We start from the raw sequence: 15,421 nt of genomic DNA on the forward strand, positions 1-15,421 counted from the left end.
ACAAGGGAAGCATATGATTTGCCCTGCTATTTATTTTTATTGCATACTGCACTTCTTCTTAAGAGCAGTATCACTCCAAAGACTGCCACAAATACAGATATAAACTGTGACGTCGACAGCGGGCCAATTGCCCCACGGAGCAGATCTCCTCTGAAAAATTCTATAGTAAATCGTCCGATACTGTATATAATCAGATACAGTGCGCTGATTTTTCCCGGCACCCGGTTCTTTCTTGCAAGAAGACAAAGTACCGCAAAATTAGCAAAATCAAAAATGCTGGAATACACCTGGGTGGGCACCAGCGCTACCCCGTTTGGTGCAAACGCGGAATCTTTAAATGTGAGAGCCAGAGGACCGCTTGTTTCTATTCCGTAACAGCAGCCGGCCAGAAAACAACCGATACGCCCAAAGCCCTGGGCAAGGGCAATAGATGGCACAACCAGATCCAGGTATTTCCAAAACTCCAGCTTTTTTACCCGGCAGAACACATATCCCGCAGCAATTCCCGCAATAATTCCTCCATATACTACAAAGCCGTCAAATACATCCAGCAGCCGGCCGGGATCTGCAATAATTTCATCTAAAACAGTAATATAATACAGAACCTTCGCGCCCACAAAGCCAATTACAACGCCCCAGATCAACAATGGAAAAATGTACTGGCTCTCCAGCTTGTATTTTTTTGCCCGATATTCCGCCATAACATACGCAGCTATAATGCCAATGGCGATCATCAGACCGTATCCGTGAATCGTAAAATTTCCAATTGAAAATAAATCGTTTTTCATAAAAAACCCTTTCTGTCAGCAAAACGGTTCCTTTTTCGAATCCGCCGTTTTCCCACTGGCACAACTGTATAAACCAGTTTCGTACCACTAAAATCCTTCTCTCATATTACCCCAGTTTTTTATGATTGACAACCCACAGTTTCTTCCGGCCTCATTGTTCCGGGAAATAGTTTTCTAATACTTTTGTATCGGTTGGTTTTCCAAGACAGGAACCCAGTATCATCAAAATAAGAGATACAACAATCCCAATTACAATCTGATGAAGTTCCATCACCTTTACTCCAAGGGCCATGGTTACACAATAACTGACTGTCCCCCCGATCATAGATAAAATTGCGCCTGTACGGTTTGCCTTTCTCCAGAACATGCCCAGCAGAAAAATCCATACAAAGGCGCTTTCCAGGCCGCCAAAGGCAAACATATTAATTTTCCAGATTACATCCGGCGGTGAAATGGAAATCACAAATATAATCAATCCAATTACAAGGGTGCAGATCTGGCTGTAAGCAGCTGTCTTTTTCTCTGAGAGAACTTTATTCCGTTTTTCCATCTGCCGCATATAGATATCCTTTACTAAAGACGAGGTGGCTGTAAGCAGCAGTGAGGACACGGTTGAAATAGATGCAGCAATGGGGCCGATAATGGTAAGTCCGGCCAGCACCGGCTTTAAGGACGCTGCGATTGTCATAGGCATAATATTATCTACACTGTTCCCGTAGGCTGAGATATCCTCTGTCAGTACTCCCTGGGATAAAACCCCGATAAAATTCATGCCGATATTCATAGCCCCAATGACAATGGTTCCTATAAGGATTGCCCGATGAAGGGATTTTGTATCCTTATAACTCATGCACCGCACCACGGACTGGGGTAATCCAATGGTAAAGACTCCCACAAGCAGCCACTGGGAAATATACAGACTATAGGGCATCTGCCCTCCGGATAATGGTTCTAGCATCTCCGGCTTAAATTCAGAAATATGGTCCATAATCGCCGTATACCCGCCCCCGGCATTTAAAACACCAAACAGCAGAATTATCATGCCCGCAAGCATTGCAATGGCACACAGCGCGTCCGTAACTGCCACACCACGGAATCCTCCCACTGTAGTATAAATAACGACAATAAGACCAAACAACACCAGACCGGTCATATAGGAGTAACCGGTAACAGCCTGAAAGATTTTGGCCCCGCCTACAAACTGAGCTACCATAGTAGCACAGAAGAAAATAATGGTAATAACTGCAGACAGACTGGCAAGGGCATCCGACTGATATCGGTGGCGGATCACATCCATAATTGTAACACCGTTAATTTTCCGTGATACAACTGCAACCTTTTTACCCAGAATCCCCAGCACTAGAAATAAAGCCGTTACCTGAACTACAGACATATAAATCCAGCCAAATCCCACACTCCATGCCTGCCCGGGCCCGCCCACAAATGAACTGACAGAACTGTAGGTTGCAACGGTAGTCATGGCCAGCACAAAACCGCCCAGACTCCTAGAACCGATAAAATATTCCTTTACGAAACCCTCCGAGGCCTGCTTCTTTCTCCGATATCTTATAAAAAGGCTGACCCCCAGCATTAAACAGAGGAATAGAAAGATAGGACCAAGCATTACCAGATTATTCATCTTTTTCTTCCTCCTCTGTCAAATCAAAATTTTTATAAATTCTTTTTATCAGCCACCAGACAGCAAGGATAGAAAATATCCAGGTTCCAAGACAGCCTGTAATTGCCCACAACGGCGTATGAAAAAAGGTAATGTCCAGCCTGCTGACTCCAAAGCCCAAAACACACCAAACTACAATCAACAGAACAAGGACAAAAAAGGTAGCTTTTGCCTCTTTTTTAATCTGTTCAAAAATCTTTTTCTTATTCATCGACTTTTTTCCTCATTTCCAATTAAATTTTATAGTCTAAACCGCTCACCGCTGCTGTTTACTAAATCTTACCACAGCTTTCTGCAGAAAAAAACCTCCCAGAGCCAGAAGTCCTGAGAGGTATTGAAGCGTCCTGCAACGCTGTAAATCGTATAAAATTGTCTGTATCTCGACGATTGATTATCTCTTAGAGAACTGAGGTGCACGACGTGCTCCTTTGAGACCGTACTGGCGTACAGTTTAGCGCCGGTTTTCCTTGATTTTATGGGCTTTTTGGCCTCTGCCCTCAAATGTTGCCCCAGTATTTAATCATAAAAATGGGGGCATTTTAGACACCAACAGATGGAGCAAATGCAGCATTTACAACACTCAGAAGTTCCTCCGGTTTATTATACTTCACCTGCGCGTAAATGTCCATAGTCGTCTTACTGTTTTCATGCCCGGCAAGATATTGAACAGTTTTTGGGTCAATGCCTGCATACAGCAGGTTAGTAATATAGGTGTGACGAAGTTGATGTGGGGTTACATCAAAGTCAATGGCATACACTAACTTCGGGTTATTTTTCTGATGACTGCCAGGGGTAGGCGTTACCGTACACTTCACGCACTGGCCATTTACATACTTATAATAGTTATGGGGTTTCGTAGAGCGAACGGTTACATATTTCCATACCCGCTGAAACTGCGAAGATGAAAGAGGATTTCCATTTCTGTCAGCAACCACATATTCCGATTCGGTTTTCTCTTTCACTTCCCGCAGGCAGTCTGTCAAACACTTTGGGATCGGAATATCTCTCCGAGCCGCCTTCGTTTTCAGCGTTGTGGAAATCACCGGCCTGTTATGTTCTGAGCGCCATGCCCTCCGTACAGAGATGTACGGCGTAGGAACATCCAGAAATACGCAGTCCCATTGCAGTCCCAGAATTTCTTCACGACGCAGGCCGGAATATAAAGCGATCATTATAAAGGTATAGGGCGGAAGCCCTCGGACAGTATCTAAAAGTAGCTTCACTTGCTCATCCGTCAAGGCATTTATCTTTTTCCCCGGTTTTCCCCCTTTGGCCGAGAGTCCCTCACAGGGATTATATTCAAGTAACTGGCTTCGCTCTGCCGAATAAAAGACACATTTCAGGAGCATATTTACCTTACTATACAATCCAGCAGATTTTGAAGCCAATGGAATCATCGCAAGCCGAATATCGTCTGCAGTCACATCCTCAAGATACATATCGCCTAAAGGTTTGACAATATAGTTGTTCATGGTCTGGGTATATCCTCTCAACGTGCCGGAAGATACCTTTGCCGACTGCATGAGCAACCACTTCTCGCAATACTCTGCCACCGTTGGATGTTTTCTGCGGAAAACCGCCTCCTCTACCTGGCGTCGAGCCTCCATCTCCTTTAACTGGAGTTCCTCGCAGGTTTCAGCATACAAGTCCACCCTTTTTCCATCGGCATCGGTGATCCGAGTCCTGTAATATTGAATCCCCCTCCGCATGGCAGTGCCATACCGGGGAACATTTTCTTGTTTTTTCGCCATGATTTCAGTTCCTTTCTATTTAATATGTATTTCAGCGCCGATACCTTCTTTATACTGAAAAATCATGGCTCTATCAAAGGTGCGATTCTGGGAAACGCAAAGGGCGGGGAACACTCCCCGCCCTTTGTACGTTTTCCGTCAAATTATTGTGCCGCTTCGTATTCACCGCCATCCCATTCTGCAAAGGCTCCGCTTAAAACTCCTGCCAGTTGCTCCGGCTTGTTGTACTTTACCTTCGCATAAATGTCCATCGTGATCTTACTGCTCTCATGGCCAGCCAAGTATTGAACTGTTTTCGGGTCTACCGAAGCATGAATCAAATTTGTGATGTAGGTATGACGAAGCATGTGTGGCGTAACCTCAAAATCCAAGCTATATACCACATGACCATTGTTCCGTGCTTTTTCACCCAGCTTCGGGTAAAGCATATACTTCACATATTTCCCGTCCACAAGTTTGCGAGCTATCCTCGGTTTTGCTGTCCGTGTCACGATATACTGCCAAAGCCGCTTAAACTGCGTATAAGACAACGGCTCTCCATCCTGGTTGGCAATTACATAGTCTGATGTCGATTTTTTCTTTGCCGCTTTCAAGCACTCTGCCAAACGATCCGGGAGAGGGATATTCCGCTCCGCAGCCTTCGTTTTTAACTCTGTGAGAATGACCGGCCTATTATGTTCCGTGTGCCACGCCCGCCGGACCGTCAAATACGGCGCATCTGTATCCAGATATACCGAATCCCATTGCAGTGCAAGGATTTCTTCCCGCCGCAGCCCGGCATACAGGCCAATCATCACAAATACATAGGGCGGCAACCCACGAATGGCGTCCAAAAGCCGTTCTACCTGTTCATCCGTCAAAGCCTGCCGCTCCTCCTGCGGAACGCCTCCGCCTTTTGCCTCAAGGTATATCGTCGGGTTTGTATCAATCACATGGCTCTCCTTGGCCGCCCGGAAAATAGACTTGTAGAGGATTACCACGGACTTATATACTGAAGCCGACTTTTTAGAGACTGGCACAAGGGCAACCTGGATGTCATCCAGGGTTACATCGGCCATTCGTTTCTCACCCAGCTCCTTGATAATATGCCGCCGCACCTTGGATGTATAATCAATCAATGTGGTGGCACGGATATGGACGGACTGCATCAGAAGCCACTTTTCACAATACTCGGCGACCGTGGGGGATTTACGCCGGAATGTGGCGTTGTCGATTTGCTCAAGAGCCGCCATTTCCTTGTCGTAAACTTCCTCGCGGGTTTTTCCGTAAAGAATCACCCGTTTGCCATCTGCGTCCTCAATATCTGTTTTGTAATACTCATGCCCATTTATCTGGACTTTGCTGTACCTGGGAATTCGTTTTCTTTTTGCTGCCATTTTTCTACCTCCAAATGCAATCGGTGTTGTATCTTTGTTTTACCAAAACCGCACGATTTGCTCAAAGGTGCGATTTGTTTCCTCGCACATTTCGGTAGGTTGCTTTCTTTTCCACAGGTTTTGCCCGATAGGTGCATTTAGCAACATATTCCTGAAGGTAGGCAGAAGTGAAATATACGCACCCATTCGGTACATATTGAATATAGGAAATCAAACCGCTGTTTCTGGCTTCATCCAAGGTGGCAAGGCTGATTCCCAACAGTTTTGCCGCCTCCTTACGAGTAATCAGCTTTTCCATATCCAATCTTCACTTCCTTTCCTTCTTTTTTACTACTTCATAATCAAAACCGGGCCGCTGGCCGCAGTAGGTGCAGATGTCCTTTTCCACCCGGCCAGGGTGGACCCGGCGCAAATAATAAGAGCCTGTGCCGTAGAAGTTATTGGCACAGGCCGGACAAAGGCACATGATTAAATTTTTCGACGTTTCTTCAATCAATCCCACGCTGACTGCCAGAGCGCGGTTGAGCCGGCGGATATGCTGTTCCTCCAGATGTCCGATGTACGTTTCCAGCCGTCTTTTATCAATGGTGCGGAGCTGCTCCATCAGCACCAGAGAAGGCAGCTCCAGGCCGTTCTCTGCTTTGAGAAGGTAATGAGTGGGCAGCTTGGCCTTGGCGTCCACTTTGCTGGATATGGCTGCCACAATGACCGTGGGGCTGTGCTTGTTTCCAGTATCGTTCTGAATAATAAGGACAGGGCGATACCCTTCCTGTTCGGAGCCGATTCCCCGGCCCAGATCGGCATAGTACATATCGCCGCGCAGATATGTCTTATTCATGTCTATGACCTCCCTTTGAAATGCAGGCGGCAGGTGCCGCCTATGTAGAGCCGGACAGCAGAACAGAATGAAGGCCAGGGAGAGATAAAACAATCCTCCTGTTTTCATTGGCCCGTCCTGCTGTACGGCCCGTATTTCAAAGTGTTCCTATTTGTCCTCGACACCCCGGAACACTGCGGGAAGTCATCAAACGGCTGGCGGCTCACCAGCTCCACGGGGAATCTCACCCCTCGCGTGGTTCTCACGCAACCGCCCCCATTGCCTGCGACGGATCACGGCGGCAAACCGCTTCAACGCTCGGACGTTAGGCTGGACGGGAGTATCATTGTCCCCGCTGCTGGTTATGGCCGTACCGGGAGCCGCCCGGTACTGGCAGCCTGCTGTTTCTCGCTCCTTGCCTGGAAGAACAAACCAAAGACCTACAATCTCTTTTTTCGGTGGTGTCTCGTTGTTTTCTCCCGGCAGATCACTGCGCAGCCGCTACCTGGGCTTTGGCTTTCGCCAAAGCAGCGGGAATGTGCCTGATGAATGGGTATGCAGTTTTCAAGGTGCCATGAGGCCATAAAAAGAACCTCTCACCCTATTTGCCGTTGGGTGAGAGGTTCTATAACCGCTAAAACTTATTTTTCCAGAAAAATTTTTAGCTTTTTGAGGATTTTCATTTTCCTCTTATAAACGGCGGGCTGAGAAATGCCGAGTTCCACCGCCAGCTCGCTCTCCTTGCGCTCATCAAAGAATAATGCCTGGATCAGCGCACGTTCTTCTGGGGTAAGCAGGGAAAGCGCGGTATGTAGCCTGTCCACTTCCAGCTTGTGGAGCACCACGCTCTCCACGCTTTCCTGCTCATCGGAGAATTGCCGGGCATTTTCATCCACCAGCCGGTCCAAAGAATCTTCGCGGCTGGGGATGATCTGCACCACTTGGCCCTCCTTTCCGAGAACGAACCGCTCGGTTTTCAAATCGTTCTCAAAATAGCGCATTTTCCGGTCGCCCTGCATATAGGCCCGGTACACTTCATCCGTGACCTCGACAAATTGGCCGCGAATCCATATTCTTTTTTTATCAGCGTCCACGCTGTTTTCCCTCCGATCAGTCTGAATTGCGAGAAATTCAGACTGGCCGGCGGTCCCCTACAACGTGAAAATGGGGTTTCTCTATATTGAAAAACGCACCTGCAGAATGGGGTATTCCCCCAAACAGCAAGTGCGTTTCTTTTTAGTTCGTATAAATCATGGCATGATGGTTCAGTGCGAAGGGCATAGTATCCCGCTGAAAAACGGGAAGTTTTTTTGACCGTACACCGTCAAGCAGGCGGCCTACGACATAGAATCATACTCGCTGCTTCTAATAAGCAGCGGTGCGAAGGATGACCAACGCATGAAATATCCCTCCAGGCCAAAACGTGGTCTGGAGGGATGGGCATGACAAACCAACCTGCCAAAACCTCGTTTTTTTTATTGACAGGGCCAGTTATACGATCCTGGTCAGTTCACTTTTATCCGCACTATCAGTTCTCTAAAATTTGAACTGCTATGCCATTATAAATCTGGCATAAATCCGTAAAATAGAAGGAGAGGTGAACTGAAAGTGCAGAATGAACATGAAATGCTTGGCGAGATCATCAAGAATGCCCGCATGAAAGCAGATATTACGGTCGAAGATCTGGCAGCCAAGGTCGGAGTAGGCGAGAGATTTATATATCGTATCGAGAACGAAGGCAAAAAGCCCAGCTACGACATCCTGTACAAGCTGATTCGGGAGCTGTCCATTTTACCCGATCAGATTTTCTTCCCGGAAAAGAAGATTGAGGATTCTGAAATGGAAAGCCTTGTCCGTATGCTGTATAACTGCGATGAGCGTTCTATGCAGATCATCAAGGCGACAGTTAGAGCGGCCTTGGATAGCCAGCCCAAAGAGTGAAAAAGAGCCGATGTCCGTGGGAAATTCTCACGGGTTCATCGGCTCTGCGTCTATGCGTCTGGCTCTTTGATGACAACGATGTGTAGCTGTTTCGCCTGAATCAAGCTCTTTCGTTTGCACTTCGGGCAGTAGAGAGGATAATTGATTAAAACCGTATCCTCCCTGATTCGATCACGGGTTCCGCAGACGGGACAATAAACCCATTCTGTTTGCTGCATGGGAACCACCTCCATTCTCTTGTTTCCAAGACATGGCTGAGGACTTGCTACTCTGCAAGCCCGTCGGCGTGTCTTTTCTATTTAATCTTCATTTTTCCTCCCATAAGTTAGCCATTAAAAATTTATCCAGGTTAATCTTGTTTCTGTGTTGCTGTCTCTTTCAGCCGTGAGAAACTTTCGTCGCTGATGTTGTGTTCAATCCGGCAGGCGTCGGCCTCCGCAGTCTTGGGGTCAATACCTGCGGCGATAAGCTGTTCAGTAAAAAAACAGTGACGCTCATAGATTTTCTTGGCTGTTTCTTGTCCTAAATCTGTGAGTAAAAGAAAACTGTGATCATCCATTGTAAGGAAACCACCATCTTTTAGGACAGTCATTGCCCGCCAGACGCTTGGTTTGCTAACATTTAATTGTCGAGCTATATCAACAGAGCGCACCTCAATTTGTTTTTTAGCTACTATTAAAACTGCCTCTAAATAGTCCTCCATAGATGATGTTAAGGGCATAATGGTACACCTCCTTCTGACACATATAATTACTTCATTTACACCATACCTGCTTTTTTGAAATGCTTCTTGAGCAGTTTCTTAGCGATGAGCGCGCCAACAAAGGCGCAAATTGCAACAACGACAAGCATTATGATAGCTGTTACAGGTGATACTAACGTTTGCAAAATTCCCAAATAACTTTCGCCAAACATTCCCGCATACTGCTCAAGTGTTTGATTTGAGAAAAACAAGAAGGGAATATATGTACCACTGAATGCTGCTAAAACCATATAAATGATATAACTGAACGTAAGTGTTTTTCCATTAGTGCAACCTGTTTTCCACGCGATCAACGCAGAAATAATGCCAGCAATAATGCAGCAAATTATCATGGGCGGATAAAATCCATAAATGCCTGTTACCGCACAAAAAATGAACAGTGCCCACGGTTTCTTAGTCTTAGCTGCTACAAGGAAATATGTAATAGCTGCCAATAATGACCACAATGGACTTACCACTAACATCGTGTAGGGAGAAAAAGATAGGAACGCACAAATGATATAGATAACAAGTGCGCACAAAGATAAAAGAGCTGTGACGATCAAATCCTTTACTTGAAATCCTTTTTTGTTTTCGGTTTGCATGAAATAAATCCTCCTTAAAATGATATTGGTTGGAACGATGTCCATATGATAACCGCAAAAAGAGCAAGCATACCTATCAACAAAATACTATCTCTTAAGCGGAAATCAACTAATATATAGTGAGTTTTTTCACAAGGATAGCTGATGCCTCGCGTTTCCGCTGATGCGGATAATTCTGTCGCCGTCATCAGAAGGCGCATAAGTATAGGGACTAAAAAGCCTTCGTATGTCTGCGCCGGATGACTTACTATTCTCCAAAAAGACAATCCCACGCCCCTCGTTTTCATCCCTTGTTTTATATAAAGCACATCTTGTTTCAAAGATGGAAGAAATCTCAATATGATAGCCACTGGTATCACAATTGCTTGAGGGATATGACTTGCCTGAAGCGCTGCTATCAATTCCGATATTTCCGTAGTCTGAAATAGAATATTCAAAGCAAGTGCAATAGTCAAAATTCTTAGTAAAAAGAATGTTATCACGGAAGATAAATGAATTGGAAGGACTTGCGCCAACATAAGCAGAACTATATAAACTATTGCAACTTTGATACTTGTTTTCCAAAGTCCACTTAGCAAAGCAAACAGGCAAACGACGCCAAAGAGTAACAAGCCTGTTAAGCCTCCACCCAAAGCAAACGCCAAAGCTGATGTCAATAGAATCAACAGAAGTTTTATGCGAGAATCGTAATATACTCCATGCTTTCTCAATTTATTCACCACCTTCCTCCACCATAAAATTCTTTACGATTTTGAAATTGTTTTGTTCCGTCATTTGTAAATCATCTTTAATAATCCCTTCCTTCAAAAGCAAAGCGCGCGAGGCGGTCAGGCTGATAAACTCCAGATCATGCGTAATAATAAAGACCAGCTTTCCAGCCTCACGCATATAATTAACAGCATTGGCAACAGCGCACATATTATCCCAGTCTAACCCGCTTGTTGGTTCATCCAAAACGATGATTGGTTTTTCCGAAAGCATTGCCGCTCCTATTGTCAGTCTCTGTTTTTGACCGCCTGATAAAGCATACGGATGGCAGTCTTTGAAGTTTTCCAGATGGAGCATTTTCAAAATTTGAGACACTTTTTCATCTATGCTTGGAATCCTTTTGTTTCCTAACCTCAATTCCTCCGTCACACTGTCTGTATAAAGCTGGTGATCTGCCTCCTGCATAACAAAGTACACATAGTCGGATAATTTTTGTTGCTTCACATTCTTTCCATCAATGTAAAACGCACCTTGGCGGCAGCGAATCAAGCCAGACAAGATTTTCCCCAATGTTGTTTTCCCGCAACCATTTTCTCCAATCAAGGCAATCGTTTCGCCTTTGTAGGCTTCTAATGAAATGTTGTGAAGAAGTTCCGGCATGGCTTTATGCGAAAAGCTCAAATTTCTAATTTGGAGAAATACTTCCGAGCGGCAAATAGATTCTTTCCTTTCTATTTGTATTAAATCCAAATTTAACGGGCGAAGCCTTCTGTTGTGCATTTGGACAGCAGATAATTCTGCCATTTCCTCACCTGTTAATTCTTCGCAGATTTGACCATCCTCCATAATTAAAAAGCGATCTGCGAGTCCGTATAAGTAAAACAATCTGTGTTCTGAAACAATAATCGTGTGTCCAGCGGCTTTCAAAGCAGAAAGAATCTCTCTTACCTGTAAGATTGTATGAATGTCTAAATTAGCCGAAGGCTCATCCAGAACATAAATTTGTGGATTAAGAGTAGTCGCTGCGAGAAAAGCAACTTTTTGCCTTTCTCCACTGGACAGGGCAAAAATATCTCTGTCTTTTAGGTTCTCCATATTCAGTGACTGAAAGGCGCTGTTAACACGTTTAACGATTTCTTTATGTGGAATTCCATAGTTTTCGCAGGCAAATGCAACTTCGCTGGAACTGTTTGTAGTAAAAAATTGACTGCGGGGATCTTGAAAAATTGAAGCAATCTCTTTGCCAGCCTCACCGGCGTCCGATTCTTTTATGGAACGTCCCAATACAATGACTTCGCCGGATAATCTGCCTTCAAAAAAGCGGGGAATCAAATTATTGATACACCTGGTTAATGTGGTCTTTCCACATCCGCTCTGCCCAGTAATAACAAGAAATTCTCCCGATTTTATGATAAGCTTTACATCCTTTAGACTTTCCTGAGACTGTCCTTCATACTGAAAAGAGGCATGTTCAAAAGATATAATTGGAAATTGTTTTTTCATGGCAACACACCTCATAGCTTCCAACTGATGGATTTCTCCCTGCACTTCAAAAAAGTACGATAAATCCCTTCTTTTTCTGCTAATTCCTTATGGGTTCCCTTTTGAACAATATGGCCTTGATCAATGACAATAATTTGATCTGCCGTCCGAACAGTAGACAACCTGTGAGCGATAGAAATTAGTGTTTTATTTTTCGTCAATTCAAAAATTGCGTCCAAAAGAGCTTTTTCATTTTCCGGGTCTACGCTGGATGTCGCTTCATCCAAAATAACGATGGGCGCGTCTTTCAATATCGCCCTTGCTATTGAAATTCTCTGTTTTTCTCCCCCAGACAAAGTGGAACCTGCTTCTCCTATCATTGTTTCATAGCCTTGTGGGAGCGCCTCTATAAAATCATGGCAGCGGGCCCTTTTAGCGGCCTCTACCACCTCCGCATGGGTCGCGTTAGGTTTTCCGAATTTGATGTTATTTTCAATCGTATCATTAAACAGATACACCTTTTGGAATACCATACTTACATATGATAAAAGGCTATCACAAGTAAATTCTTTTACATCGTGTCCTCCAATTTTAACACTTCCAGAATTTACGTCCCAAAATCTTGCAATCATATTACACAAAGTTGTTTTCCCTGAACCTGACGGCCCAACGATAGCACAAGTAGAGTTCTGTGGGATTTTCAAGGTGATTCCATCTAAAACCGGACGGCTGTCATAAGCGAAAATAACATCTTTCAGTTCAATCTCATATGATTTCAGGACAATATCCTTTCCGTCTCCATCTAAAACCGGTATATCTGAGATGAAATCCAGCCGATCCAACTGCGTAGCGAGCATTTTACTCAAAAAGGCCCCGTCATTCATCAATTCCAATTCCATGAACATTAAAAATGCACAGATGATAAATAAAAGGCAATAGGGCAATGTGATAACTCCCCACAAATAGAGCAAAGCTGACAATAAAAATAACAGGCAACTTGTAATCTTAAATACGGCTTCATACAGCTTCATAATTCCGGCAGTAGAAATTGTAACCGCTATATCGCTGCGACACTTATTTTCAAAGGCTTGATCCACTTTTCCTTTTCCTTCTTTGCCTTTTCCGAATATGCGCAGAACAGAAATGCCTTTTATGTATTCTAATGCACTTCCCACCAACAATTCCTGAGCATTTTGCATATCTTCCGTATGCGCGCCGGCCCGCTTTTTTATCTGGCCCAGTACAAGAATTCCCGCTAAAATTCCTGTTAAAGCCAAAAACCCAATCTGCCAGCAAAATATACCCAACATTAGCGTCATGGCAAGCGCCTGTACAAAACCTCCTACCAAAAATGTTAGTGCAAGCATACAATTCCCTTCCAGATCGGAAATTGTTGTTGTCAATACTGTTTGTACGGTGCCGAGATTATTTTCTGTAAAATAGCCCATTGGTGCCCTTTTGAGCTGATTTCCAATCTCAAGACGCTTTTCCCGGAAAATCTCATATCCAGACGCACTCATTAGCACATCGCTTAGGTACTGAAACAAAAAGCGGCCCAAAACACTAAGTGCAACAATTCCAAATGCCTGTAAAATGACAGTCTCTGTTAAGTGTTCGATATTCAACATTACCAATAGCACAGCAAAAAATACAAAGGCGGCGCAGCAGGATTTCAGAGCATTGAAGATCAGTCCGGCAATTACACGGGGACGATATTTCCCAGATAACCGTAAAATCCTTTTTATAATTGAAAACATATTAAAATGTCCCTCCTTCCACTTGATCAGCTGAACTCACATAATCACTCCATAATCTTTGATAAAGTGGGCATTCTGATAAAAGCTCTTCCTGCCTGCCGCAGCCAACAATCTTTCCATTTTCCACCACAAGGATTTGATCAGCCTTCTGGATGGTCGCAAGACGATGAGCTACTACGATGAGGGTTTTTCCTTTTACAAGTTTACTGATAGCGTTTTGAATGAGATACTCATTTTCTGGATCAGCATAGGCCGTGGCCTCATCAAGAATAATTACTCTTGCATTTTTTAGAATTGCCCTTGCGATAGTAATTCGCTGACGTTCTCCGCCAGAAAGTTTTCCTCCTGCGTCTCCGGCATTTGTATCATATCCGTTTTCCAACTTTACAATAAACTCATGACAGCAGGCAGCTTTTGCAGCAGCTACCACCTCATCGTCTGTCGCATCCGGTTTTCCGAGCCGGATGTTTTCACGGATACTTTCATCGAACAGAAAATTGTCCTGTGCAACATAACTGACTTCACCCATCAACTGTGCGAAAGGAATCTCTTTAATATTCTTTCCGCCAAAAATAACTTTTCCTTTTGTGGCGTCCCAAAAACCAGCCATGAGTTTTGCAATCGTTGATTTTCCGGAACCGGAAGGGCCGACAATTGCTGAAACAGTACCTGGTTTGATTTCAAAGGATACATTCTTCAGAACTTCCGTCTCGTTATAAGCGAAAGAAACATTTTCAAAGCGATAGGCTGTTTCATCCAGTGCAACATTTTTTTCTGGACGTTTCAGTTCCGGTTTTTCAATAAAATCCCGTATTTGATCGAGGCAGGCTTTCACCATATTAAATTGTTCAGAATATTTTCCTACTCGCATAAGCGGGGCAATAAATCCAATAGGAAGGATAATGCAAGTGATAAAATCTGATAATGGTAATGTTCCAGTCATATAAAGCCATGCGCCAATCGGAAGCGTTCCCAACAATGTTGTCGGCATTACAGCCTGAATGACTGCTGACCAAAGCCAACTCTGCTTCCACCATGCCAGAGTACTGTCATGGAAGAAGTTAATTGCACCTGTAAATTTACTATAAGAAGCACTTCCTTGATTAAATGCCTTAATAACCTCTATACCATTTACATACTCAACCAGCGTACTGTTCATCGCATTTTGTGATTTCATATAAGTGGTACTTTTATTCACATAATCGTTCATCATTCCAATGTAACCCAAAAGTCCGAGGGGAATTGTAATCAATGCAGCTAATCCCATGCGCCAGTCAAGAATAAATACCAGTAGTATACAGCATAGGGGAGCCACTACATTAGAGGTTATTTCAGGCATAAAATGAGCCATCGAATCCTCTAATTTTGAAACTGTATCTGCCATCAAATTTTTGAAATTTCCGGTCGGCGTATCCAACATGACGCCCATTGGAACCCGAAGCATTTTATCTGCGATTTTGCTACGGATATTTTTCAATATTTTATATGTAGCCTTATGCGACATAAAAGAGGATTGATATGTAAGCCACAGTTTTAATATTTGCCCGCCCAAAGCGACTGCAAACAAGATACATACATTTTGAATAGTAGCTGTTTTGTTAAATAGTTCCGCGACTAATAATGACACTGTAATAAAGGGGGCCATCCCGAATAGTTCGCCCAGCGTTGCAAGAAAGGTTGAAAGATATAGTTGCTTTTTATTATTTCCTGCATAACTCAACAATTGCTGAATTGCTCCAGGTTTCGTTTTTTTCTTCATGAAAAATCCTCCTTAAA

General features: G+C 44.0%; 16 protein-coding genes. 1 reads left to right on the plus strand and 15 read right to left on the minus strand.

Annotated features, from left to right (window positions below):
• Positions 1-26 precede the first annotated feature (26 nt).
• The 8 genes from OCV88_RS10915 to OCV88_RS10950 all read right to left on the minus strand — a co-directional run bounded on the left by OCV88_RS10915 (position 27) and on the right by OCV88_RS10950 (position 7,504).
• Entirely contained in the window at positions 27-788 is a 762-nt protein-coding gene (locus tag OCV88_RS10915) for a prolipoprotein diacylglyceryl transferase (RefSeq protein ID WP_158425544.1), read from the minus strand.
• Positions 789-939: 151 nt separating this feature from the next.
• On the minus strand, positions 940-2,427 hold the full coding sequence (gene panF / locus OCV88_RS10920) for a sodium/pantothenate symporter (protein ID WP_158425545.1): 1,488 nt from the start codon (positions 2,425-2,427) through the stop codon (positions 940-942).
• The gene (locus tag OCV88_RS10925; RefSeq protein WP_158425546.1) at positions 2,420-2,677 is read right to left on the minus strand and encodes a YhdT family protein; all 258 of its coding nucleotides are present in this window, start codon (positions 2,675-2,677) and stop codon (positions 2,420-2,422) included. Before OCV88_RS10925 ends, panF begins: the two co-directional genes overlap by 8 nt.
• 328 nt (positions 2,678-3,005) lie before the next feature.
• Positions 3,006-4,217 (minus strand): tyrosine-type recombinase/integrase, encoded by a 1,212-nt coding sequence (locus OCV88_RS10930; protein WP_015535499.1) that lies wholly within the window; start codon positions 4,215-4,217, stop codon positions 3,006-3,008.
• 143 nt (positions 4,218-4,360) lie between these two features.
• Entirely contained in the window at positions 4,361-5,593 is a 1,233-nt protein-coding gene (locus tag OCV88_RS10935) for a tyrosine-type recombinase/integrase (protein ID WP_015535500.1), read from the minus strand.
• A 61-nt stretch (positions 5,594-5,654) separates the two neighbouring features.
• Positions 5,655-5,891 (minus strand): helix-turn-helix domain-containing protein, encoded by a 237-nt coding sequence (locus OCV88_RS10940; RefSeq protein ID WP_044933357.1) that lies wholly within the window; start codon positions 5,889-5,891, stop codon positions 5,655-5,657.
• A gap of 9 nt (positions 5,892-5,900) precedes the next feature.
• Positions 5,901-6,431, minus strand: coding sequence for a type II toxin-antitoxin system PemK/MazF family toxin (locus OCV88_RS10945; protein ID WP_015535501.1), 531 nt, complete (start codon positions 6,429-6,431; stop codon positions 5,901-5,903).
• 620 nt (positions 6,432-7,051) lie between these two features.
• Positions 7,052-7,504, minus strand: a complete 453-nt coding sequence (locus tag OCV88_RS10950; RefSeq protein WP_044932497.1) for an RNA polymerase sigma factor — start codon at positions 7,502-7,504, stop codon at positions 7,052-7,054.
• Between the two features lie 514 nt (positions 7,505-8,018).
• On the opposite strand from OCV88_RS10950, the gene OCV88_RS10955 reads away from it, so the two are divergent.
• Positions 8,019-8,351, plus strand: coding sequence for a helix-turn-helix domain-containing protein (locus OCV88_RS10955; protein WP_049940538.1), 333 nt, complete (start codon positions 8,019-8,021; stop codon positions 8,349-8,351).
• A 50-nt stretch (positions 8,352-8,401) separates the two neighbouring features.
• Here OCV88_RS10955 and OCV88_RS10960 read toward each other — a convergent pair whose 3' ends face one another.
• The 7 genes from OCV88_RS10960 to OCV88_RS10990 form a co-directional block, all read right to left on the minus strand.
• Positions 8,402-8,569, minus strand: coding sequence for a cysteine-rich KTR domain-containing protein (locus OCV88_RS10960; protein ID WP_158425547.1), 168 nt, complete (start codon positions 8,567-8,569; stop codon positions 8,402-8,404).
• Positions 8,570-8,700: 131 nt separating this feature from the next.
• Positions 8,701-9,072, minus strand: a complete 372-nt coding sequence (locus OCV88_RS10965) for a metal-dependent transcriptional regulator (protein ID WP_015535503.1) — start codon at positions 9,070-9,072, stop codon at positions 8,701-8,703.
• A 38-nt stretch (positions 9,073-9,110) separates the two neighbouring features.
• Positions 9,111-9,698, minus strand: coding sequence for an MptD family putative ECF transporter S component (locus tag OCV88_RS10970; RefSeq protein ID WP_015535504.1), 588 nt, complete (start codon positions 9,696-9,698; stop codon positions 9,111-9,113).
• 14 nt (positions 9,699-9,712) lie between these two features.
• Positions 9,713-10,417: an energy-coupling factor transporter transmembrane component T family protein gene (locus OCV88_RS10975; RefSeq protein WP_044932499.1), complete on the minus strand. Its 705-nt coding sequence runs from the start codon at positions 10,415-10,417 to the stop codon at positions 9,713-9,715.
• A complete protein-coding gene (locus tag OCV88_RS10980) occupies positions 10,410-11,909 on the minus strand; it encodes an ABC transporter ATP-binding protein (RefSeq protein WP_044932501.1) in 1,500 nt (499 codons plus the stop codon). The genes OCV88_RS10975 and OCV88_RS10980 overlap by 8 nt, the downstream gene beginning before the upstream one ends.
• 11 nt (positions 11,910-11,920) lie before the next feature.
• Complete coding sequence (locus OCV88_RS10985) at positions 11,921-13,645, minus strand: ABC transporter ATP-binding protein (protein ID WP_015535505.1); 1,725 nt, start codon at positions 13,643-13,645, stop codon at positions 11,921-11,923.
• 1 nt (position 13,646) lies between these two features.
• Entirely contained in the window at positions 13,647-15,404 is a 1,758-nt protein-coding gene (locus tag OCV88_RS10990) for an ABC transporter ATP-binding protein (protein WP_015535506.1), read from the minus strand.
• Positions 15,405-15,421: the final 17 nt, after the last annotated feature.

The organism is Brotonthovivens ammoniilytica (assembly GCF_025566885.1).
Classification (GTDB): Bacteria; Bacillota; Clostridia; order Lachnospirales; family Lachnospiraceae; genus Brotonthovivens; species Brotonthovivens ammoniilytica.